Annotated in this window: 21 protein-coding genes; 8 read left to right on the top strand and 13 right to left on the bottom strand. The window is 70.9% G+C overall.

Annotated features, from left to right (window positions below; all coding sequences use genetic code 11):
* Positions 1 to 96 precede the first annotated feature (96 nt).
* Complete coding sequence (locus tag HHX35_RS11455; RefSeq protein WP_182898791.1) at positions 97 to 378, top strand: Fe-S cluster assembly protein HesB; 282 nt, start codon at positions 97 to 99, stop codon at positions 376 to 378.
* A gap of 121 nt (positions 379 to 499) precedes the next feature.
* Here the strand turns inward: HHX35_RS11455 and HHX35_RS11450 are convergent, their stop codons facing one another.
* The gene (locus HHX35_RS11450) at positions 500 to 1255 is read right to left on the bottom strand and encodes an SDR family NAD(P)-dependent oxidoreductase (protein WP_182898790.1); all 756 of its coding nucleotides are present in this window, start codon (positions 1253 to 1255) and stop codon (positions 500 to 502) included.
* Between the two features lie 138 nt (positions 1256 to 1393).
* Between HHX35_RS11450 and HHX35_RS11445 the strand changes: the two genes are divergently transcribed.
* Complete coding sequence (locus HHX35_RS11445; protein ID WP_182898789.1) at positions 1394 to 2254, top strand: helix-turn-helix domain-containing protein; 861 nt, start codon at positions 1394 to 1396, stop codon at positions 2252 to 2254.
* Between the two features lie 171 nt (positions 2255 to 2425).
* Here HHX35_RS11445 and HHX35_RS11440 read toward each other — a convergent pair whose 3' ends face one another.
* Positions 2426 to 3733, bottom strand: a complete 1308-nt coding sequence (locus tag HHX35_RS11440) for an aspartyl protease family protein (protein WP_182898788.1) — start codon at positions 3731 to 3733, stop codon at positions 2426 to 2428.
* A 359-nt stretch (positions 3734 to 4092) separates the two neighbouring features.
* Between HHX35_RS11440 and HHX35_RS11435 the strand changes: the two genes are divergently transcribed.
* Positions 4093 to 4617 (top strand): GNAT family N-acetyltransferase, encoded by a 525-nt coding sequence (locus HHX35_RS11435; protein WP_182898787.1) that lies wholly within the window; start codon positions 4093 to 4095, stop codon positions 4615 to 4617.
* A gap of 564 nt (positions 4618 to 5181) precedes the next feature.
* On the opposite strand, the gene HHX35_RS11430 is transcribed toward HHX35_RS11435, so the two are convergent.
* From HHX35_RS11430 to HHX35_RS11400, 7 genes are all read right to left on the bottom strand, one after another.
* Positions 5182 to 5595 carry a prevent-host-death protein gene (locus tag HHX35_RS11430; RefSeq protein WP_182898786.1) on the bottom strand — a complete coding sequence of 138 codons (414 nt, stop codon included), beginning with the start codon at positions 5593 to 5595 and terminating at the stop codon, positions 5182 to 5184.
* A gap of 156 nt (positions 5596 to 5751) precedes the next feature.
* Entirely contained in the window at positions 5752 to 6564 is an 813-nt protein-coding gene (locus tag HHX35_RS11425; RefSeq protein ID WP_182898785.1) for an alpha/beta fold hydrolase, read from the bottom strand.
* A gap of 9 nt (positions 6565 to 6573) precedes the next feature.
* A complete protein-coding gene (locus HHX35_RS11420; protein WP_182898784.1) occupies positions 6574 to 7152 on the bottom strand; it encodes a GNAT family N-acetyltransferase in 579 nt (192 codons plus the stop codon).
* 65 nt (positions 7153 to 7217) lie between these two features.
* Positions 7218 to 7823 carry a response regulator transcription factor gene (locus tag HHX35_RS11415; RefSeq protein ID WP_182898783.1) on the bottom strand — a complete coding sequence of 202 codons (606 nt, stop codon included), beginning with the start codon at positions 7821 to 7823 and terminating at the stop codon, positions 7218 to 7220.
* Complete coding sequence (locus HHX35_RS11410) at positions 7820 to 8977, bottom strand: histidine kinase (RefSeq protein ID WP_220505262.1); 1158 nt, start codon at positions 8975 to 8977, stop codon at positions 7820 to 7822. Before HHX35_RS11410 ends, HHX35_RS11415 begins: the two co-directional genes overlap by 4 nt.
* 10 nt (positions 8978 to 8987) lie before the next feature.
* Positions 8988 to 9713 carry an ABC transporter permease gene (locus tag HHX35_RS11405; protein WP_182898782.1) on the bottom strand — a complete coding sequence of 242 codons (726 nt, stop codon included), beginning with the start codon at positions 9711 to 9713 and terminating at the stop codon, positions 8988 to 8990.
* Entirely contained in the window at positions 9710 to 10621 is a 912-nt protein-coding gene (locus HHX35_RS11400; protein WP_182898781.1) for an ABC transporter ATP-binding protein, read from the bottom strand. Before HHX35_RS11400 ends, HHX35_RS11405 begins: the two co-directional genes overlap by 4 nt.
* Before the next feature lie 184 nt (positions 10622 to 10805).
* Between HHX35_RS11400 and HHX35_RS11395 the strand changes: the two genes are divergently transcribed.
* The 3 genes from HHX35_RS11395 (at position 10806) to HHX35_RS11385 (ending at position 14094) form a co-directional block, all read left to right on the top strand.
* Positions 10806 to 12164 carry an endo-1,4-beta-xylanase gene (locus HHX35_RS11395; RefSeq protein WP_310739027.1) on the top strand — a complete coding sequence of 453 codons (1359 nt, stop codon included), beginning with the start codon at positions 10806 to 10808 and terminating at the stop codon, positions 12162 to 12164.
* A 113-nt stretch (positions 12165 to 12277) separates the two neighbouring features.
* Positions 12278 to 13252 carry an ATP-binding cassette domain-containing protein gene (locus HHX35_RS11390; protein ID WP_182898780.1) on the top strand — a complete coding sequence of 325 codons (975 nt, stop codon included), beginning with the start codon at positions 12278 to 12280 and terminating at the stop codon, positions 13250 to 13252.
* Entirely contained in the window at positions 13249 to 14094 is an 846-nt protein-coding gene (locus HHX35_RS11385) for an ABC transporter permease (protein WP_182898779.1), read from the top strand. Before HHX35_RS11390 ends, HHX35_RS11385 begins: the two co-directional genes overlap by 4 nt.
* A 1-nt stretch (position 14095) precedes the next feature.
* Here the strand turns inward: HHX35_RS11385 and HHX35_RS11380 are convergent, their stop codons facing one another.
* Genes HHX35_RS11380 through HHX35_RS11370 form a run of 3 tightly spaced genes read right to left on the bottom strand, consistent with a single transcriptional unit; the run spans position 14096 to position 18813 of the window.
* On the bottom strand, positions 14096 to 17296 hold the full coding sequence (locus HHX35_RS11380) for an AAA family ATPase (RefSeq protein ID WP_182898778.1): 3201 nt from the start codon (positions 17294 to 17296) through the stop codon (positions 14096 to 14098).
* Positions 17297 to 17355: 59 nt separating this feature from the next.
* Positions 17356 to 18147, bottom strand: a complete 792-nt coding sequence (locus tag HHX35_RS11375) for an alpha/beta fold hydrolase (protein WP_182898777.1) — start codon at positions 18145 to 18147, stop codon at positions 17356 to 17358.
* Between the two features lie 21 nt (positions 18148 to 18168).
* Positions 18169 to 18813 carry a dihydrofolate reductase family protein gene (locus tag HHX35_RS11370; protein WP_182898776.1) on the bottom strand — a complete coding sequence of 215 codons (645 nt, stop codon included), beginning with the start codon at positions 18811 to 18813 and terminating at the stop codon, positions 18169 to 18171.
* A gap of 98 nt (positions 18814 to 18911) precedes the next feature.
* On the opposite strand from HHX35_RS11370, the gene HHX35_RS11365 reads away from it, so the two are divergent.
* Positions 18912 to 19421 carry a helix-turn-helix domain-containing protein gene (locus HHX35_RS11365; protein ID WP_139573322.1) on the top strand — a complete coding sequence of 170 codons (510 nt, stop codon included), beginning with the start codon at positions 18912 to 18914 and terminating at the stop codon, positions 19419 to 19421.
* The gene (locus HHX35_RS11360; protein WP_310739026.1) at positions 19418 to 20107 is read left to right on the top strand and encodes a cyclase family protein; all 690 of its coding nucleotides are present in this window, start codon (positions 19418 to 19420) and stop codon (positions 20105 to 20107) included. Before HHX35_RS11365 ends, HHX35_RS11360 begins: the two co-directional genes overlap by 4 nt.
* An 8-nt stretch (positions 20108 to 20115) precedes the next feature.
* Here HHX35_RS11360 and HHX35_RS11355 read toward each other — a convergent pair whose 3' ends face one another.
* Positions 20116 to 22053, bottom strand: coding sequence for an acetoacetate--CoA ligase (locus HHX35_RS11355; RefSeq protein ID WP_182898973.1), 1938 nt, complete (start codon positions 22051 to 22053; stop codon positions 20116 to 20118).
* Positions 22054 to 22115 lie beyond the last annotated feature (62 nt).

Genomic DNA, 22115 nt, shown 5'->3' with positions numbered 1-22115 from the left:
GCACACTCGCCGGCGAGCCGTCCCGACCCACAGGCGGTGCCGGGGTTCCCTCCGGCCGTCCGGAAATCCGTCCCCCATTGGTGAAGGAGCATTTCAATGCTGACGCTGACCGACAACGCCGTCATGGCGATTCGTGATCTGACAGTCGGTGAGAACATTCCCGACCAGGCGGGCCTGCGGCTGGCGGCGAAGCCCGGCACGGAAGCCTCGCTCGAACTGTCTCTGGTGAGTGCGCCGCAGGCCGGCGACCAGGTGATCGAGAAGGCGGACACCCGGGTCTTCGTCGAGGCGGGGGTGGCACCCGCGCTCGACGACAAGACGCTCGACGCCGAGATCGGCGCGGAGGGGGAGCACACCTTCAAGCTGATGCGCCGGTAATTCCGCCTCTCCAGCGGTACGACACCGCGGCCCACGTCGTGCGGGCCCGCAGGTCGTCCGGCATCAGACCAGCCGGCGGCTTCAGCGCGGGCTCGCATCGGGTCGTCACAGCGAACAGGTGTCAGGCGCCGCCGGTCACCTTGATGGCCTGGCCGGTGATGCCGGTGTTGGCGGCCGAGCCCAGATAGACGACGGCGTTCGCGACCTCGGCGGCGTCGAGCAGGCGGCCGATCGGAGCCCGCGCGCTGTAGTGCCCGCCCGCCTGCTCGACCATCGCGACGTTGGTCTCGGTCCTGGTGAAGCCGGGCATGACGACGTTGGACAGGATGTCGCCGTCCTTCCCGAGCCCGAACGCGGCGGACTTGCTGAAACCGTGCAGCGCCGCCTTGGCCGCCCCGTAGTACTCCCCACCGGGCATGCCGTCGACCGCGATGCTCGACGAGATGTGCACCATCCGGCCCCATCCGCGCTCCCGCATGGACGGGACGACCGCCCGGCTGAGCCGGAGCGCTCCCTCGACGTTGGCCCGGATCACCTTCTGCCACCTCTCGTCGGGCACGGCATCGAAGGGGAGGTCCCCATCCGGCTCGGTGGCGCCCCAGTGCACGGCGTTGTTGACCAGCACGTCGATCCGGCCAGACCATCCGAGCACGCTCTCGACCAGGCCGCGGGCCGCTTCGTCGTCGTCCAGCGCGTACGGAGCGACGAGCGAGCGTCCGCCGATCTCCTTGGCGAGCTGCTCCGCGCCCGCCTGGGAGCGGTGGTAGGCGAGCACCACGTCGGCCCCTTCGGCGGCGAACCCACGGGCGATCTCGCGCCCGATGCCGCCGGAGGCTCCCGTGACGATGACCGTACGGCCGCTGAGTCCCAGATCCATTCCAATGCTCCTCACGACGGTGGAAACCTTGAGCAGGGCCAAGGATCCGGCGACAGGAACCACCGGAGGGAGACCGGGGCGAGACTGGCCCCCGCAGGGCCACGATCGGAACCGTGGCCACTCGGTAGCCTGCGAATCGTGAGCGACAACACCCTGGGCGAGTTCCTGCGGGCCCGCCGCGAGGCCGTCACCCCCACCGAGGTCGGGCTCCCCGGCGGCGGCCGGCGCCGCACCCCCGGCCTTCGCCGTTCCGAACTGGCCACGCTCGCCGGGATCAGCGTCGAATACCTCACCCGGCTCGAGCAGGGGCGTGATCGTCACCCCTCGGTGCCCGTGCTCGCCGCCCTCGCCGACGCGTTGCGCCTGTCCGCCGACGAGCGACTCCATCTGCTCCATCACTTCAAGGCGGCCGATGGTGCCGGCCGGCTCGTCGGCCCGTGCCAGGGGCCGCCCGCGCAGTCGGTCCGTCCCACCGTCCGGGCACTGCTCGACCGGCTCGAACCGGCCCCGGCATTGGTGGTCAACCGGCTCGGTGATGTGCTCGCCCACACGAACGGCTACGAGCGACTCGCCGGCCCCATCGGATTGCTGGACCGCCGGCCGCCCAACCTGGTGCGGTACGTCTTCGCCGACCCCCGGGCCAGAGCCGCGTATCCCGACTGGGACCGCGTCGCCGACGAGCGGCTCGCCGGGCTGAAACTGGGGGTTTCCCGTGAGGACCCGCACGTCGAGCACCTCGTCGACGAACTGACCCTCGCCGTCGGCGCCCCCTTCACCGACCGGTTGACGACTCCGCCCGGCCCGTCCAGGCGCACCGGCATCGAACGGCTGACGCATCCGGAGGCGGGCGAACTACGTCTGGCCTATGAAACCCTCGGCCTGTCCGACGACGACAACCAACTCCTGATCGCCTACCTCCCAGCGGACGACGTCACCGCCGCCAGGCTCGACCACCTCACCGGCCGCCACCCCGGCGCCCTTCGCGCCGTCACCGGTTGATGATCTCACCGCTGGGGTCTGTACGGAGTTGAGATCGTGCTGTTGCGGCTGACACACCACCCAGGGCCTGCCGAGCGGGGCACAGGGATCACGTGCCGAGGGTGTGGAAACACGAAGCCGGGTCCGGGCCGGATCGGAGCGAGGGATGGCGCCCCCTTGGGCGTCACGGGATCACCCGCGTGCGATCGATAAGCTCATCTCTGTGTAGTCGAACGTGATGGCGAAGGGCTTGAAGAACTCGTGGGTGAAGTTGGCAATCAGGTCGAAGCCGAACTGCGCGGACTGGCCGGGACCGGGGAATCCGGGGAAGACCTTGTCGGCCGCGTGGCCGTGCACGTCGTGGGCGACCGCACTGCCGAGGCTGATCCGGTCGGCCGTGATGGGGTAGACCTTGTTTCCTGGCTGCTCGATCGGATGGTCGTAGTCCACCTCCATGCCGATCTTCTCCGCGATCTCCACCGTGGTGTCGAGGGCGTGTCCGATGCCGCCGGTGTCAACGGTGACCATCCGCGGTCCGTAGTCGCCGAGGTTGCCCACCGTGCACGGGTAGTGATCCCCGGCGAGCCACAGCGGGAGCCGGTCATGCGCTCGCGGCCTCTGCTGCCGGGATTTGGTCTTGCGCCGCAGGATCAGGGCCCGGCCGGCGTAGTCCATCGTGGTCAGGAAGTGATAGAAGATCGTCGTGCCGAAGGCGCCCGCCGGCTGCGAGCCGTCGGGAAGGGGTGGCCGCTGCACGTCGTTCCACTGCACCGGGATGTTGCGGATCTCGATGTCCCCGATCCTGAACGAGTCCAGAACGCCCAGATAAAGCGTCACCGGACGGTTGTCGACGACTCCTCCCGCCACCGTCGCCAGCGCCCGCAGCCCCGCCTCCTCCGCCACCTGCGGCGACAGGTCGAGCGTGGCGTAGGTGTCGAGGAGGAACTTCTTCGGCTTCCCGCCGTTGACCGAGGCTTCCACGGAGGGGACGGGGTCGAGAGTGTAGAAGGGCACGCGCGTGCCGGCCGCCCCCCGAATCCGCCAGGGAGTGCCGCGGAGACCGGCGAAGACGGTGGCGAAGGCCGCATCGCGCTGGTCACCGGTTTGCCGGAGCAGCGGAACGGCGCGGTCATGCCGGTCCTGCCGTACGAAACACTCGGCCAGCCGCCGCTTGGAGACGACATCGCCGGAATCCAAGCCGACGGCCCGGGACAGGAAGGTCTCAGCAGCGTCGAACCGGTTGGACAGCAGCGCGATGTAGCCGAGTTGGGCGGCGGCGTGCGCGTTCTCCGGGTTCTCGCGCAGCAGGCGCCGGTAGCCGCGCTCGGCCTCGGCGAACCTGCCGTTCCTGAACAGTTGGTCCGGGTCCGCGGCGGAGGCGAACGCCGCCGGAGCCATCAGCGGAAGCGCCGCACCGGCCACGCCGGCCGCGGTCGCCAGGGCGGCGCCGCGCAGCAGCGTGCGCCTGCCGAATGCGGGAAGATCATGTCGGGAGGTCATCGCCGGGCTCCTTCGTCAACGTCGTAGGTGTCGCACTCGCCGCGTTGATCAAGGCGAGCGAAGCCAGGCAACACCGTGACGTGTTCAAATGACGTAAGCCGGGCGGCGGTTCGTGGTTCGGGTCGCCGACCGGAACACCGGCCACAACCCGGTTCAAGGCGCGGCGCGACATTCGCCCCCTTGTCGAGGTAGCGCCAACGTCATGGCTTCCATCAGGTGCTGAAGACACCTGCCTCCGTAGGTCCTTGATCGGGCGCCGCAGCACAACGGCAGATGGGGGGCTCAGCGCAGGCAAGCATGCAGCAGCATGATCTCAGCTCCGAACAGGCCCTAGTGTTGCATCGAGGGGAGGCGGCACGGTGAGCGCACTTGAGGTACGGCTGCGGCCGGTGACAGAGGACGATCTCGCCATGTTCCGGCGTTTCGTCACCGAGCCGGGACTGATCGGCCTCGACTGGGCGGGATTCCGCGACGCCCAGGCCCCGGCGCGACGCTTCGCCGTCGACGGCTATCTGGGCATGGACGACAGCAGGGTCATCGTCGAGGCCGACGGCACGGCCGCGGGCATGATGAGCTGGTCGGCCCGAGGGTTCGGGGTCTCCCGATACTGGGAGATAGGGATCGCCCTGCTGCCGGACTGGCGTGGCCGTGGCGTCGGCTGGCGCGCTCAGGCGATGCTGTGCGACTACCTGTTCACCCACACCCCGGTCGAGCGCATCCAGGCGTTCACCCATCCGGAGAACATCGCGGAGCAGAAGTCGCTGGAGAAGGCCGGCTTCAGGCTGGAGGGCGTCTTACGCGCGGTGGAGTTCCTCCGGGGTCAGTGGCGCGACGGCTGGATGTACAGCAGGCTGCGCGGCGATCCTTACCCGCCGAATCCGTGAGCGGACCGGGACCGCGGACGGTCGCGACGCCGCCGGCGCCTCTCAGGCGGGCCTTGTCTTCTCGGGCGACTTCACCGCGATGACTGCCGGGGAGCGGTTCCAGGCCGAGCGGCGACCGCCGCTGCGCCGCCTCCTGATCGGGCTACGAGCCTTCCGACCAGAAGAGCTGCAGGCGAGCAAGCGCCTCGTCCCTCGACATCCGGGCGACCTCGGCATCCGTAAGCCCCACTCGGTGAATGAGGAGGTGCACGAGATCCGCGGGAAGAGCCTCCAGCGGCGCCTGAGGGCCTCCTCTATCAGGAACGACCCCGTCCCGGACGCAGCCCCAGAACTCCTCCTCGGAGACCTGGAGCTGGTCCCGCAGGATGTGAGCCCAAAGGGTGGGCCCGTAAGTCGTGCGGTCAGGTGGATGTGAGATTCGCGTCCGCAGGATGCCGCCCGTTGGAAGGTCGAACTCGTACGTGACGTGGTGAGTGCCCGTCCGTCCCCTGGCATCCCGGATTCGTCGCCAGCCTTCGTTCTTGCAGAAGCGCTCGTGATCCTCCCGGGTCGGCTGCGGCCACGTCATGGAGCCACCCCGGTCAGCCACTCCCGTAGCTGGTTGTCGCTGCTCAGGCAGATCATCTGCACCAGACCCCAGTTGTCCCAGTGGTTAGGCGCGTCCAACAGGTGATCCTGCCAGTCCTCGGCGTACTCCCGAAGCGCGTCGATCATCTCGTCGATGGCCTCGTCGAACGTTGATCCGTCCGCGGCTACGGGCAATCCTGGAATGAAGACCGACCATCCGCCATCCTCGGCCACCACTTGGGCATTGGACGGGCAGATTCGGGCCAGGAAGTAACGGAGGCGCTCGCCGTCCACCACAGCAGCAGTCCGGTCATCACGGCTGACGGTAGCGCTCCGGCCCCGCTCCGCCGCGTCGAGAAGCTCCTTCAGCTTCGCGCGGGCCTCCGTGTAGCTGGCGAAATGCACTCCCATACCAATCCCCTTCGCTCTCCCCCAGTATCAGATCTGCCTACAAGTACGTCAAGTACCTGAAGTACTTGCCAGGCGATCGACCTACGGCTCACCTGGGTCCTTCGGTACGAGCACGTCGTGGGCATCAACCCACCACGGTGAACGGCGTTTCGGCACTCAGGCTGCGCGATGCTCGTCCACTCGGTCGAGCCATTCGGCGATGAGCGCGGTGAGCAGCCCGGCCTGCTCGTGCGGCAGCGCGTGGCCGGCCCGGTCCAGGACGGCGTACGTGGCACGCGGATACCGCTCCACCAGCTCCCAAGCGCCGGCGTACCCCACCGTGGCGTCCTGGCGCCCGGTGAGGATCAGAGTCGGGCCCGTGTACGGCGGCGCGTCCCCGGAAGGGTCGCTCAGCCGCCACTGATCGGACATCCGCCCGAGGCCGTCCCCGTCGACGAGGGGCAGGGCCGGAGCCACGTACTCCCGGAACCGCTCCACGGTGGCGGGCGTCTGCACGACGAAGTAGTCCCGGAACTGGGCCTGCTCGGCCGGATCCAGGGCGTCGGTCACGTCGACCGAGGCGTGCAGCACCGCGTGTGGGGGCACGTCACGCGGCTCCTCGCCGATGGGGCAGATCAGCGCCAGCCCCGCGACCTGGGCCGGGCGCCGGGCGGCGATGCCCCCGGCCAGATACCCGCCGAACGAATGGCCGACGATCGCGAACCGCTGATCGCCGACGACGGCGTCGATCAGGCCGAGCACGAGATCGAGGACATCGTCAGAGCCACGGAACCAGTCCGGCACCGGAGTGCGCCCCATGCCGGGCAGGTCCGGGTAGACGCGCCGATAACCAGGCCGGTCGCGGAAGACCGGCTCCAAGGCGCCGACCATCTCGCGATGGTCCACCCCCGATCCGTGTAACACCAGAACGGGAAGCCCGTCGCCGTGCTCGACGAAATGCACCGGTATGCCGCAGACCTCTGCCTCCATATCGACAACTTAACCAAGCTTGGCCGCTCGGGAAGCGAGCCATTGCTCTCGGGTGATCGCGTACTCGACCTCGCCACGATCACTACCGGGGAGCGGTTCCTCCCAGTCCATGTGGAACGTACGGACGTGCTGCATGCCGATCGCGGACATCGTCGCGCGGGAGGCGGCGTTGACCGCCATGGTTTCGGCGAAGATGCGGATCAGCCCAAGATCTTCGAATCCGTGGCGAAGGAGCTCGCGGGCTCCCTCGCTGCCCAAGCCTTGGCGCCAGCAGCGTCGCAGGAGCCGGTATCCGAGTTCGGCCTGTCCTTCGACCGGGCCTTGGTCGGCACGCGTGGGTGGCTCCAGAAGCCACCAGCCGACGAAGCGCCCGTCCACGAAACCGGCCCAGAAGCCGAGCCCCGCGACGTCGTCCGCGGCGGCGAGCCTCTGACGATGGAGGACCTCCACCTCTTCACGGCTACGTGCACGCCCGGTGATGTAGCGCATGACCTCAGGATCGGCGTCGAGTTCGATCTCGTGCTCGAGGTGTTCGTCGGACAGCGGAACAAGCGTGATGCGGTCGGTCCGCAGTATCGGCTGAGACATGGGGGCGATTGTCCCGCCTGAGCCACATGCCGGTCATTCGCTTTTCCCGTGGCCGCGATGACGCTTCAGAGCCAGCCGTGCTCGTCGGCTATCAGCGCGGCCTCGGCGCGGGTGCTCGCTCCCGTTTTGCCGATCGCCGCCGACAGGTGGTTGCGTACGGTCCCGGCCGACAGGTGCAGGCTCCGCGCTATCTCCGCCACGGTGCCGCCCTGCCGGGCCGCGCGCAGCACGTCGCGCTCCCGGGCGGTCAGCGGGCTCGACCCGCTGGCGAGCGACTCGGCGGCCAGAGCGGGATCGACCACGCGCAGGCCCGCGTGGACCCGGCGCACGGTGTCGACCAGGTGCTCGGGCGGCGCGTCCTTCACGACGAAGCCCGAGGCGCCGTTCTCCATGGCACGGGCGAAGTAGCCCGGCCGCCCGAAGGTCGTACAGATCACCACCCGGCAGGACGGGAGCGCGGCGCGCAGGTCGGCGGTGACCTCCAGGCCGTCCCTGCCCGGCATCTGCACGTCCAGCAACGCCACGTCCGGCCGGGTGCGCCGCGCCGCCTCGACGACCTCCTCGCCCGAGCCGACCTGGGCCACCACCTCGATGTCGGGCTCCAGCGCGAGCATCGCCGCCAGCGCCCCGCGTACGAGCGCCTGGTCGTCGGCGAGCAACACCCTGATCATGCGCGGCTCGCCCGCAGCCGGAAGCCACCGGCGGGAAGCGGGCCCGCCTCGACCCGCCCGCCGACGGCGCGCAGCCGCTCGGCCAGCCCGGACAGGCCGTTGCCCGGCTCGGCCGCGCTCTGCCCTGCCGTTCTCTGCCCCGGGCCGTTGTCGCGCACCTCCAGCCAGCCGTCTCCGAACAGCACCTCGCACCGCGTCGCGCCGCTGTGCCGGATCACGTTGGTGACTCCCTCCCTCAGGACGTACGCGAAGGGCTCGGCCAGTTCGGCCGGGACACGGTCCGCGGACGACGGGAGAACGGCGCTGATCCCGGCGGCCCGCAGCGCCGCGCGGGCCCCCGCCAGCTCGGCGGCGAGGGACGGCCTGCGGCGGCCGGACACGGTCAGGCGCACCTCGCTGTGCGCCTGCCGGGACAACCGCTCGACGTCGCGCAGCTCGGCCAGCGCGCGTTCCGGGTCGCCGCCGCTCTCCAGCACCCGGCGGGCCAGGCCGGTCTTCACGGTGATCGTGGTCAGGCTGTGCCCGAGCACGTCGTGGAGGTCCCTGGCCAGCCGGTCGCGCTCCGCCGCCGCGGCCAGCGCCGCGATCTCCTCATGGGCCTGGCCGAGCTGGACGACGAGCCGGATCAGCAGCGTCACGGCCACCGGGATCACGATCCCGGGGACGAGCCCGCCCACATGTCCCCAGGTCACGGTGCCGGGGGCTATCCAGTGCGCGAGCACCTGAACCACCCAGGTCGCCAGCGCGAGCAGCACGCCCCAGCGGGCCGGGAGCAGCCAGGCCGCCACCGCGAGCACGAAGCCGAACACGCCGGCGTGGCCGAGGTAGATCGGGCCGTTGCGCAGCAGGGCCGCCACGACCGCCAGCGCGAACAGCGTCCCGACGAGCAGGATCCGCCGCCGGGGCGGCAGGCGGACCCCGGCGACCATGGCGCCGAGCCAGCCCGCCGCGTACAGGAGCGTGACGGCTCCGATCGCGATCCGCACGGCCAGGGCCTCCGGCCAGATCCCGTCCGGTCCCAGCGCCTCCCACAGCGGCCAGAGCAGGAAGAGCGACAGCACGAGGACGCCGCGGACGTGGGCGGAACGGGACCCCGGCCGGGCCGGGTTCCACACCGGCCAGGCGGAACGCCCCCATACGCCCTGCTCGCCCACGTCAGTCACCCTAGGCCCGAGCGGTGTCGCGGCGATACCGGACGACCACGGCGGCGCCCAGCACGAGCGCGTACAGCGCCAGGACCAGCGCCGCCTGCCAGCCGTCATCCCCGCTGCCACCGGCGAGCGCGGTGGCATGCCCGACCTGCGCGAGCCAGTAGCTTGGCAGGACCTTGGCCACCGTCGCGAGCGCCTGCGGGAACGTGCTCACCGGGATGAACAGCCCGCCGATGAAGCTGAGCAGCAGCACCACCGCCCCCTGGTACGCCTGCAGGTTCTGAGCGGTGGCGAACTGGCCGATCAGCAGGCCGAGCAGCGCGAACGGCACCGTGCCCGCCCACACGCCGAGCACGGCCACCGCCCACCCGCCGGGAGACAGGTGCACCCCGCTGACAAGCGCGGCGACCAGCGACACCCCGGCCACCGGCGGCAGCGCCACGACCATCGCCACCGACGCCTTGGCCAGCAGGTAGCCGCTTCCGCTGAGCGGGGTCAGCCGCAACTGGCGCTGCCAGCCGACGCCGCGCTCCACCGCCGTGCGGGCACCGACGTCGAGCGCCGCCTTCATCGCCCCGAACGCCGCCACGCCGCCCATGACGTACGACGCGGGAGCCCCCTGGTCGATGAAACGGTCGGCCATCAGCAAGTAGAGCCCCACCGGCAGGGCGACCGCGAACAACAGGAACTTGGCGTCCCGCAGGGTCCGCCTGATCTCGAACGTGAGGTATCCGGTCATCGCACGGCCTCCGAAGCTCCGGTCAGGCGAAGGAAGGCGTCCTCCAGGCCCAGCGCGCCGACCTCGACGTCCCGCACCTCGGGATAGCGCGTCAGCAGTTCCCGTACGACCAGGTCGGAGTCGGTGCAGCGCAGTTCGGCCCTGCCGTCGCGGACGTGCGCCGCCGTCACGCCCGGCAGTGCACCCAGGTCCTCGGCGCGGGCGCCGGGCACGGTCGCGGTCACCGTACGGCCGGACACCTCGGCCATGACCGCGGACACCGGCCCGTCCGCCACGACGCGGCCCGCGTGCATCAGCACGACCCGGTCCGCGTACGCCTCGGCCTCCTCCAGATAGTGGGTGGAGAACAGCACGGTCCGGCCGGTCTCGGCGAAGGCGTGCATCGACTGCCAGAACTCCCGCCGGGCCGTCACGTCCATGGCCGCCGTCGGCTCGTCGAGCACCAGCAGGTCCGGGCCGGGCACCAGTGCCATGGCGAACCGGACCCGCTGCTTCTGGCCGCCGGACAGCAGCGCGGCCCGCCGGTCGGCGAGGTCGGCCACCCCGGCGCGGCTCAGCGCCTCCTCCACCGGCAGCGGCGTCCGGTGCAAAGACGCGATCAGCGCCACCGTCTCCCGGACGGTCACGTCGTCGAGCAGCGCGCCCTCCTGCGGCATCACGCCCACCATGCCGCGCCGCACCGCTTCGTGGGCAGACGCGCCGAACACGGCGATCTCCCCGGCGTCCGGACGGGCCAGCCCGACGACCATGTCGATCGTGGTGGATTTGCCCGCGCCGTTGGGGCCGAGCAGGGCCACCACCTCCCCCCGGTCCACCACCAGGTCGATCCCGTCGACCGCGCGGGTCTCGCCGTACGTCTTGCGCAGCCCCGCCACGGACAGGGCGGGGGCGCCGTCGTGAATGTCCATGCGGCAAGCCTCCGCCACCGCCCCGACGCGGACCTCCGCCGTCTGTCACGACCCGCCCACGACAGATGTCACGGTCTTGTCGGATCGCAATATTTCGGTGAAACTCCGAAACATTCGCCCACATTCGCGATTCTGTCCCGCGCCCGCCAAGCGATCAGGATCCGCAGGAGGAAGGACGGACGTTGTGAAGCCCCTCAAGGTCATGGCACAACCCGTAAGTCGACCCTCCCCCGTCGTCCGCCGCGTGCTCGTCCTCGGCGCCGTCGCGGCGCTGTCGACGGGCCTCGCGATGGCCGAGATCCCCGCAGCGATCGCCACCGCCGACACGCCCGGCACCACGCTGGGCACCGCTGCGGCGCGCAGCGGACGCTACTTCGGCACGGCGATCAACGCGAGCAAGCTCGGCGACTCGGCATACACCGCGATCGCCGGCCGCGAGTTCGACATGGTGACGCCCGAGAATGAGATGAAGCTCGACGCCACCGAGCCCCGGCAGGGGCAGTTCGTCTTCACCAACGCCGACCGGATCGTCGACTGGGCCGTGGAGAACGGCAAGCGGGTCCGCGGCCACACCCTGGTCTGGCACTCCGGGCAGCCGCAGTGGCTGCAGAACCTCAGCGGCAGCGCGCTGCGCCAGGCGATGGTCGATCACATCAACGGCGTGATGGCCCACTACAAGGGCAGGATCTATGCCTGGGACGTGGTCGACGAGGCCTTCGCCGACGGCACCGGCGGCCGGCGTAACTCGAACTTCCAGCGCACCGGCGACGACTGGATCGAGGTCGCCTTCCGCGCCGCACGCGCCGCCGACCCGGCCGCCAAGCTCTGCTACGACGACTACAACATCGAGAACTGGACCTGGGCCAAGACTCAGGGCGTCTACGCCATGGTCAAGGACTTCAAGCAGCGCGGCGTGCCGATTGACTGCGTCGGCTTCCAGGCCCACTTCAACAGTGGCAGCCCTTACGACGGCGACTTCCGCACCACACTGCAGAACTTCGCCGCCCTCGGGGTCGACGTCCAGATCACCCAGCTGGACATCCAGGGCGCCCCGGCCGCGACGTACGCCGCCGTGGCCGGCGACTGCCTGGCCGTCCCCCGCTGCGACGGCATCACGGTGTGGGGCGTGCGCGACCCCGACTCCTGGCGCAGCGGCGACACCCCGCTGCTGTTCGACGGCGACGGCGACAAGAAGCCCGCCTACACGGCGGTCCTCGACGCCCTCAACGCCGCCGTTCCCGGCACCACGCCCAGCCCGGCGCAGTCCCCCGGGGGGAGTTGCACCGCGACGCTCTCCGCGGGCGCGAAGTGGCCCGACCGGTACAACCTGGGCGTCACCGTCACGGGTTCGGACGACTGGGTCGTGACCATGGCCCTGCCGCACCCCGAGAAGATCATCGCGACCTGGAACGTCAGCCCCACGTGGAACGCCGCCAGGAACGTCGTGACCGCCCGGCCCAACGGTCACGGCAACTCCTGGGGGGTGACGATCAAGCACCACGGCAACCGGACCTGGCCCACGGTCTCCTGCCGTGCCGCCTGACGAACCGCCCGACGAACCGCTCCCACAGGGCCCGCTAGATCGGATCTAGCGGGCCCTGCCCCGCGTCTGGCGCCTCTCAGGTGAACGGCCGGACGGAATGGAGACGACAAATCATGCGAGACCTGGCGATAGAGACATCGGGCCTGGTCAAGACATTCGACAAGAACCGCGCGGTGGACGGGCTCGACCTCACGGTGCCCGCGGGCACGGTGTACGGCGTGCTCGGCCCCAACGGGGCGGGGAAGACCACCGCGGTCAAGATGCTGGCGACCCTGCTGCGCCCGGACGGCGGCGAGGCCAGGGTGTTCGGCCACGACGTGCTGCGCGAGCCCGACGCCGTACGCAGCCGGGTGAGCCTGACGGGCCAGTACGCCTCGGTGGACGAGGAGATGACCGGGATGGAGAACCTGGTCCTGCTCGGCAGGCTGCTGGGCCACCGGAAGGCCGCCGCCAGGGACAGGGCCATGCGGCTGCTTGAGGCGTTCGGACTGACCGAGGCCGCCGGCCGGCAGGTCAAGAACTACTCGGGCGGCATGCGCAGGAGGCTGGACATCGCGGCCAGCATCCTCAACACGCCCGACCTGTTGTTCCTGGACGAGCCCACGACCGGCCTCGACCCGCGCAGCCGCAACCAGGTCTGGGACATCGTGAGGATCGTGGTCGCCCACGGCACGACCGTGCTGCTCACCACGCAGTATCTCGACGAGGCCGACCGGCTGGCCGGGCGCATCGCGGTCGTCGACCACGGCAGGGTCATCGCCGAGGGCACGCCCGGCGAGCTCAAGTCGTCGGTGGGCTCGGGGTCGGTGCACGTACGGCTGCGGGACGCCGCGCAACGGCCCGAGGCCGAGCGGGTGCTGGCCGGGGAGCTGAACACCCAGGTCCACCTGGAGGCCGACCCCGTGGCCCTGACCGCCCGCATCGCCGGAGAGGACGCGGACGCCGGTGCGGAGCGGGCCTCGCGCGCCCTCGCCGCGCTGGCGGCGTCGGGCATCGTCGTGGACGACTTCTCCCTCGGCCAGCCCAGCCTCGACGAGGCCTTCCTCGCGCTGACAGGCGCGCCTCCTGGAGAGGAGACGGCGGCATGAGTGCCACGACCACCGAGACCGGCACGTCCTTCGTCCCCGCGGCCGACACACTGGGCGCGGTGCTGGCCCCCGGGGCACGCCCGCCGCGCCCCGGCGCCCTGTCGGCCTCGCTGACCTTCGGCTGGCGAGCGATGCTGAAGATCAAGCATGTGCCCGAGCAGCTGTTCGACGTCACCGCGTTCCCGATCATGATGACGTTGATGTTCACCTACCTGTTCGGCGGTGCGCTGGCGGGCTCGCCGACGGAGTATCTGCAGTTCCTGCTGCCGGGCATCATGGTGACGAGCGTCGTCATGATCACGATGTACACCGGGGTCGAGGTCAACAAGGACATCGAGAAGGGCGTCTTCGACCGTTTCCGTACGCTGCCGATCTGGCGGCCGTCGACCATGGTCGGCTACCTGCTCGGCGACGCGTTCCGCTACACGATGGCCGCGACGGTCATCCTCGTGGTCGGCCTGGTGCTGGGCTTCCGCCCGCAGGGCGGGGTCGTCGGCGTGCTGGCCGCGATCGCCCTGCTGGTGGTCTTCTCGTTCGCGTTCTCGTGGATCTGGACGATGTTCGGGCTGCTGCTGCGCAGCGAGAAGTCGGTGATGGGGGTCAGCATGCTGGTGCTGTTCCCGCTCACCTTCCTCAGCAACGTCTACGTCGACCCGCAGACCATGCCGGGCTGGCTGCAGGCGTTCGTCGGGGTCAACCCCATCTCTCACCTGGTCACCGCGGCGCGTTCGCTGATGGCGGGCAGCCCGGACACCGGGGAGATCACCTGGGTGCTTGTCTGCGGCGTGGTGTCGATCGTGGTCTTCGGCGCGCTGACCATGCGCCTCTACAACCGCAAATAGGTCACAGGCGCCAGGTGATCTCGTGGTCGGGCTGGTAGCGGCAGGTGGCGCCGGTGGAGACGGCGGCGCGCAGATGGGCGGCCATCGCGGGATGAAGCCGGTCGAGCTTGCGCAGCACGTCGCGGATTCGGGCGGTGACGGCCTTGCGGGCGCGCTCGGCCTCGTCGCCGAGGCGGCGGTCGCGCCCGCCGAGCCCGGAGGCGGAGCGCAGCTCGGCCAGCAGGGCCGCCCGTTCCCTGTCGAACTCGGCCGCCCGGCCGTCGTCTCCCCGCTCGGCCGCCCGGTCGATCTCCTCGTCGAGCAGGGCGAGCCGGTGCCGGTATCGCGCCTTGGCCTCCTCGTCGAGGACCGCGTCGCCGCCCATCCCCCGGGCGGCGACGACGAGCTCCCCGCCCTCCGGGGCGAGCAGCCGTACGGCGGGCAGGTCGGCCCCGGGGTGGTGCAGCAGGCAGTGGAGGTCGCGCAGGCCCTTGGCGTCGGGCAGGTGAACGGTGTGGCCGCCGAACCCCAGGGTCCAGACCGCGCCGTCCCGCCGGAACTCGGCTCCGGGGCCGGGCGTACGGCTCCTGCTGACGCGCTTCAGAACGTGCCGCATGCCGAGCCGGCTCGCTTCGCCCTCCACGTCGTCCAGCAGCTTCCCGGCCTCCTCCGCGTCGCCCGGGCGGCCCCGGCGCAGCAGCGCCTCAGCGAGATGCGCCCGCGCCTCGACGGACCAGGGGCGGGCGAGGAGCAGCTCGGCGGAGTGCCAGGCGGCGGTGAACCCGTCGATCGCCTCGTCCCAGCGTTCCTGCGCCGCGTCGACGAGAGCCCGCAGGAGGACCACCGGGCCGCCGATGTCCCAGCCGTACATCGACACCGCCCAGTTGCCGAGGTAGGGGTCGAGCTCGGCCCTCGCCTTCTCGCACAGCTCCGGGTCGCGCGACCACGCGGCGACCATGGCCTGAAACCGCAGCCACAGGGGCTGTATCGAGCGCCGCGGCTCGCCTCTGGCCAGGGTCTCGCGCAGGTGGCGCAGCGCGGTCGCGCCGTCTCCCCTTCGCAGCGCGGTCATCGCCTCCAGCAGCCCCGGGCAGGGGTGCCGGCTCCTGCGCAGCGCGCGGTGGATCTCGTCCAGGCCGTCGTCGCGGCCCTGGAGCATCCGCACCGCCCAGCGGTGGTGGTCCAGCATGTACGCGAAGTGGTCGTGCCCGTGCTCGAACCGCGCGAGCTCGTCGAGCAGGGTCTCCGCCTGGCCGAAGTCGCCCGTGAGCGCGGCGATGATGCTGCGGTCGCTGGCCGTGGCCATGTCGAGGCGCGGCAGGTCGGCGCTGCCGCCGAGCGCGACGAACTCGCGGAACTGGCCGAGATAAGCGGGGTCGCCCTGCTCAAGCAGAGCCACCCAGCGCAACGCGGCGGCGATGCTCTCCATCTCCACGTCGCCGGTGCGGCGGGCCAGGGTCAGCAGCTCTCCGGTGAGTGCCGCCCTCTCGGGTGCGGTGCCCAGGCCCCAGATGGCGTCGTGGAAGGCCCACAGGCTGAAGGCAAGCGCCTCGTCGTCCTCGCCGCGCCGGGCGAGCAGCGCCACGTGGATGGCAAGTTCCCGCGCGAGGTGGTCGAGGGAGAGCTCCTCGTCGGGAGGGCGGCCGTCCCGGACCAGCTCGCCGTGCGCCTCCCGCAGCAGGTCGGCCACCAGCGGGCCGCCGTCGCCGCCACAGGCCGCGTAGACGGACAGCGCCACCCGGGCGACCAGCTCGGGCTCGCCGGTCTCCCGCGCGACGGCGGCCGCCTCCTCGAACGTACGCCGGCCGCCGTCGCCATCGTCCCCGTGGTAGAGCTCGCGGCCGAGTTCGAGTGCGACCACGACACGCCGGCGCGGCTCACCGGCGACGGCGGCCAGTTCGAGCGCCCTGCGGTAGTGCCCGAGCGCCTCCTCGCCGGCCAGGCGAGCGGCGGCGTCACGGGCCGCGGCGAGCAGCCGGTCCACCGCGCGGGCCGGCTCGACGTGGTCACCGGCGAGGTAGGCGTGCCGGGCCACGTCGGCGGGGAGCACATGCTCGGCGAGGGCGGGCGATCGGTCGACGGCGTGGACGACCGCGGCGTGCCGCCGGGACGCCGCCTTCTCGTCGAGAGACTCGTAGAGCGTCTGGCGGACCAGGTCGTGCACGAACGCGAACTCCTCCCCGCCCCACGCCTCCCCGCCCCTCGCTACCACGAGCCGGGCGGCCACCGCCTGGTCGAGCAGCCGTTCCACCTGAAGAACGGGAAGGGCGGCGACGGCGGCCAGCACCCGGCGATGGAATTCACGCCCGAGCAGCGCGGCGGTGACGAGAAGGTCCACGACCGGCGCGGGCAGCAGGGACAGCCGGCGCAGCAGGGTGTCGCGGACACCGGGAGCGATCGTGGTGACGGAACCGCCGCTGCGCCACAGCCGCGCCGTCTGCTCCACGAAGAAGGGGTTGCCGCCGGTGCGCCGGTGCACCTCGGCGACGAGATCGGCGGACGGATTCCGGCCGGCGGCGCGGGTCATCAGCGCGCCGACCTCCTCGCGTTCGAGCCCGGTCAGGGTGACCGTGGTCGCCCGCGCCACGAGCGGCAGCACGAGGGGCCGCAGCGGATGGTCCGCCGGCTCCACCTCCACGTCGCGGTAGGTGCCCACCAGCAGCACCCGCTCGAACCAGGTGTGCTGGGCCGCGAACTCCAGCAGCCTGAGCGACGCGACGTCCGCCCAGTGGAGGTCTTCGAGCACGACCACCAGGGGACGGCTCTGCGACACCGCCACCAGAGCGCTCGTCACCGCGTCGTACAGCCGGAAGCCCTCGGCCGCGTCGGCGCTCGGCGACTCGCCCAGCAGCGCGGGCAGTCCGGCGCCCGCGGCGTCCTCGGCCGCCGCCCACTCCTCGGGCGCGGCGCACCGCCGCAGCCCGCGCAGGATCTGCACCCACGGCCAGTAGCCCGGGGCGCTGTCGGAGTCCCAGCACGATCCGCTGAGGACCAGCGCGCCCAGACGCCTGGCCTCCTCGGCCGCGCTGGTGACGAGCGTGGTCTTGCCTATGCCGGCCTCACCGGCGACCAGCGTCAGGCCGCCGTGGCTGCCGACCGCCCGTGCGATCTCGGCGCGCAGCATCGCGGCAGGATGCTCCCTGCCGATCAGCTCGGTGCCGACCAGCTCGGTGCCGATCAGCCCAGTGCCGATCAGTCCAGTGCTCGCGCCGTCGATTCGCATGCCGACTCGAAGGTATCCGCCCGCTCCGACAATTTCCGGCGTCCGGCGCCGGCAGCCGCTCAGCCGAAGAACTTCGTGAGGATCTGCGCCAGCGCCGCCGGCCGGTGCAGCACCCCGTGGTCCTCTCCGGGCATCACCAGGAGTTCGGCGCCGGGCACGGTCGCCGCGACGGCCTTCGTGCCCTCCGCCAGGTTCGGCGCGGTCTGGTCGCCGTACACCGCCAGCACCGGCACGCCGATCCCGGCGAGCCGGTCGAACGGCATCACCTGCCAGGGCGCGCTGACCAGCAGGTCGTACGGCAGGCTGGCGGCCTTGTCGGCCAGGAACGCCCACTCCTCCCCGGCCTTCATCCCGGCGATCGCCTCGGTCGGGACCCCGACCGCCTCGTGGAGGAACAGCTCCACCGCACCGTCGCGGTCACCGGCGGTCACCAGGGCCTTTAGCCGGTCGTAGATGTCGGCCGCCGGCCTCGGCTGGTTCTCGTCGGCGCAGTACGGCGGCTCGTAGACGGCCACCCGGTCGATCGGCAGCCCGCGCATGGCCCCCTCCAGCACGAGGACGGCGCCCGAGGAGTGCCCGAACACCGAGGCCCGGCCGCCCACGTGCTCGATGACCGCCGCCAGGTCGTCGATCTCGTTGGCGACCTGGTAGTCGTCGCTCTTGTCGTCGCTGCCCACCCGGCCTCGCCGGTCGTAGGTCACGACGGTGAACGCCGGCGCGAGTTCGGCGCCGAGCCCGGCCACGGTCGAACGGTCGTTGAACGCGCCGCCGACGAGGATCACCGGCGCGCCCTGGCCGATCGCGTCGACGGCGAGGACCGTGCCGTCCTTGGACGTGATGTTCTCGGTCATGTCTGTCAGCCTTTCAGGGGTCTACCGTCGTGTGAAGGTCATGTGGGTGACGCCGCTCGGGGTGGTCACGGACTCGATGCGGAAGCGCTTCTCGAGTCCTTCGAGCCCGTCCCACAGGCGTTCGCCGCGGCCCAGGATGATCGGGACGAGGGCGATGTGCATGTGGTCGATCAGGTCGGCGGCCAGGAACTGGCGGACGGTGCTCGGCCCGCCGCCGATCCGCACGTCGAGGCCGCCTGCGGCCTCCCGGGCCTGACGCAGGGCCTCTTCGGGCGTGGCGTCGACGAAGTGGAACGTGGTGCCGCCCTCCATCTCCACCGAGGGCCGGGTGTGGTGGGTCAGGACGAAGACCGGCGTGTGGAACGGCGGGTTCGGCCCCCACCATCCATTCCACTCGTGGTCCTCCCACGGGCCGCGCTGGGGGCCGAACTTGTTGCGGCCCATGATCTCCGCACCGATGCCCGCGTCCCATGTACCGGCGACGGCGTCGTCGACCCCGGTGCCGCCGCCGGTCTTCCCCTGCATGGCGTGGAGGGTCCGGGTCGTGAAGAACCACTCGTGGAGCCGTCCGCCGGCGTGGCCGAACGGCTCGTCCAGACTCTGCCCCTCGCCCGTGGCGAAGCCGTCCAGAGAGACGGAGAAATTGTGCACTCTGACACGAGACATTGCTGATCTCCTGTTTCCGGCCACTGCTTGCGGATTGCAACTACTGAGATTGAGCGTAGAGTAGGTGGTGGCAAAACGCAATCACTTGGAGGTCGGGTATGCGAGACGAGCCGCGGTCGGGATGTGCGATCAACGCGGCAGTGGAGGCGTTCGGAGACAGGTGGAGCCTCATCGTCCTGCGCGACGTGGTCTTCGGCGGACGCCGGCACTTCCGTGACCTGCTCGCCAACTCCGAGGAGGGGATCGCGTCGAACATCCTCAGCAGCCGCCTCAAGGCCCTCGTCGCCGGAGGCCTGCTGAGCCACGAGGAAGCGGGGCGAGGACGGCGAGGGACCTACAGCCTCACTGAGGCGGGCATCCAGACGGTTCCGGTCATGGTCGCGCTCGGCTCATGGGGCCTGCGCCATCGGCCGACGACACCGGAGCTGACCATCCGGGCGCGGCTGCTGGAGGAGGGCGGCCCGCCCCTCTGGGAGGACCTGATGGACGAACTGCGCGAGGCGCACCTGGGCATTCCCCGCCCCGATCCCGATCGCCCCCGCGCCTCCCAACTGCTCCAGGATGCGTACGAACGGGTCCTGGCGACGTCATCGACAATGGAAACGTGACATCCGAAGATCAGCAGCACCCGCGCGGCCGTGTCGTCGAACTCAGTCATGTGGTCCGGCACGGCATGGTCACCTATCCGGGCCTGCCCGCACCGGAGATCGGCGATCACCTGACGCGCGAGGACTCCCGGGGCCGTTACGCCCCGGGCACCGAGTTCCAGATCGGCCGCATCACGATGGTGTCGAACACCGGCACGTACGTCGACACTCCGTTCCACCGGCTCGCGGATGGCGAGGACCTGGCCCAGATCGACCTGTCCCGGCTGGTCGACGTCCCCGGTCTGCTGATCGACGTCTCCGGCTCCCTCCGGCGCGGCATCGGCGTCGACGCGTTCGAAGGCCACGACGTCGGGGGGCGCGCGGTCCTGCTGCGTACGGGCTGGGACAGGCACTGGGGCAGCCCGGCCTACGGCGACCAGGACCACCCCTTCCTGACGGCGGACGCGGCCGCCCTGCTCGCCGACCGGCAACCGGCCGTCGTCGGCATCGACAGTGTCAACATCGACGACATGGCCGACGGGCTCCGCCCGGCCCATACCACCCTGCTCACCGCGGGCATCCCGATCATCGAGCACATGCGCGGACTGGAACGGCTGCCGCACACCGGGTTCCGGCTCCACGCGGCGCCCGTCGCCGTGTCCGGCATGGGCACCTTTCCCGTCCGGGCGTACGCCCTCGTCTTCTGACGAAGCGATCAACGCTCGGGCGCGAAATGGGTGAGGACCTCGGGGTTGGCCATGGCGTCGGGGTTGGCGGCCTTCTCGACCGGGGTGCCGAGCAGGATCTTCCGTACGGGGACCTCAAGCTTCTTGCCCGACAGCGTCCTCGGGATGCCGGGGACCACGTGGATCTCGTCGGGCACGTGCCGGGGCGACAGCTCGGTGCGCAGGGCCGTACGCAGGCGAGACGTCAGCTCGTCGGACAGAGACGCGCCGTCGGCCAGGGTGACGAACAGCAGCAGCCTGCCCTCCTGGCCGAGCTGCCCGGTGTCGATGACGAGGCTGTCGGCGATCTCCTCGAAGCGCTCCACGACACGGTAGAACTCGCTGGTGCCCATCCGTACGCCGCCGCGGTTCAGGGTGGAGTCGGAGCGGCCGTAGATGACGCAGCCGCCGTCGGGGAGGATCTTGATCCAGTCGCCGTGCCGCCAGACGCCCGGGTAGTCGGCGAAGTACGACTCCCGGTAGCGGTCCCCCGAGGGGTCGTTCCAGAACATCACCGGCATGGACGGCATGGGCCGGGTGATGACGAGTTCCCCCACCTCGCCCACCATCGAGGCACCGGCGGGGTCGAAGGACTCGACGGACGCGCCGAGGCAGCGGCACGGGATGACGCCGGCCCGGATCGGCAGCAGCGGCACCGCGCCGACGAACCCGGTGCACACGTCGGTGCCGCCGGAGAACGAGCCGAGCTGCACGTCGGGCTTCACATCCGAATAGACCCAGGCGAATCCCTCGGGCGGCAGCGGCGAGCCGGTCGAGCCGATCCCGCGCAACCGGTCGAGCCCCTGCGGCTTCACCCCCGCCTTCATCGACGCCGTGATGTACGGCGCGCCGGTGCCGAAGTACGTCACGCCCTCCTCGGCGGCGAGCCGCCACAGGGCGCCGGTGTCGGGGTGGGCCGCGCTGCCGTCGTACAGCAGGACGGTGGACCCCACCAGCAGGCCGCCGATGAGGTAGTTCCACATCATCCAGCCGGTGGTGGTGTACCAGAAGAACACATCGCCCTCGCCGAGGTCCTGGTGGAAGGACAGCGACTTGAGGTGCTCCAGCACGATCCCGCCGTGGCCGTGGACGATCGGCTTGGGCAGGCCGGTGGTGCCGGACGAGTACAACACCCACAGGGGATGGCCGAACGGCACCCGCTCGAACTCCAGCGGCGCGGACTCGGCGCGAAGGTCGTCCCAGCTCAGCGCAGTAGCGGGGGCACCGTCGGGGGCGCCGTCAGGCATGTCGGCACCGAGCACCGGGATCCAGACGGTGGCCTGCAGCGTCGGCAGCTTCCCGGCGATCTCGCGCACCACCTCCGACCGGTCGTACGCCTTGCCGCCGTAGCGGTAGCCGTCCACCGCGACCAGCACCTTCGGCTCGATCTGTGCGAACCGGTCGGTCACGCTGGGCGCGCCGAAGTCGGGCGAGCAGGAGGACCAGATCGCCCCGAGCGAGGCGGTGGCCAGGAAGGCGATGAGGGCCTCGGGGATGTTCGGAACGTAGGCGGCGACCCGGTCACCACGCCCGACCCCCAGCCGTGCGAGGCCCGCCCGGACCCGGGCGACCTCCTCGCGGAGCTCGCCGAGCGAGTACTGCCACCGGCTGCCCGATTCATTGCGGAAAATCACCGCAGTCCGGCCGGGGTGGCCGCGCAGCGCGTTCTCGGCGTAATTCAGGGCCGATCCCGTGAACCATTCGGCGTCCGGCATCGTTCCCTGGATGACGGGCCCGTCGCCACGCGTACCGACCACGCCGAAGTAGTCCCATATGGATGTCCAGAAGTCGGCCGGAGACTCGACCGACCACTTCCAGACGTCCTCGTAGTCCCCCGTACGGCCCAGTCGTTCCATGTAACGGGTGATCCGGGCCGCACGTACGACGTCGGGCGTGGGTTCCCAGAGCAGAGCGCCTTCCTCGACCATGCCCCCATCTTTGCCACGCTTGAGCCGCATGTCACCCTCCCCGCCCACATAGAAAGGGTCTG

The organism is Microbispora sp. H10830 (assembly GCF_014161375.1).
In the GTDB taxonomy this organism is placed as follows: domain Bacteria; phylum Actinomycetota; class Actinomycetes; order Streptosporangiales; family Streptosporangiaceae; genus Microbispora; species Microbispora catharanthi.
The sequence above is the reverse complement of the archived record's forward strand: the minus strand, read 5'-3'. Positions and strand labels throughout refer to the sequence as shown.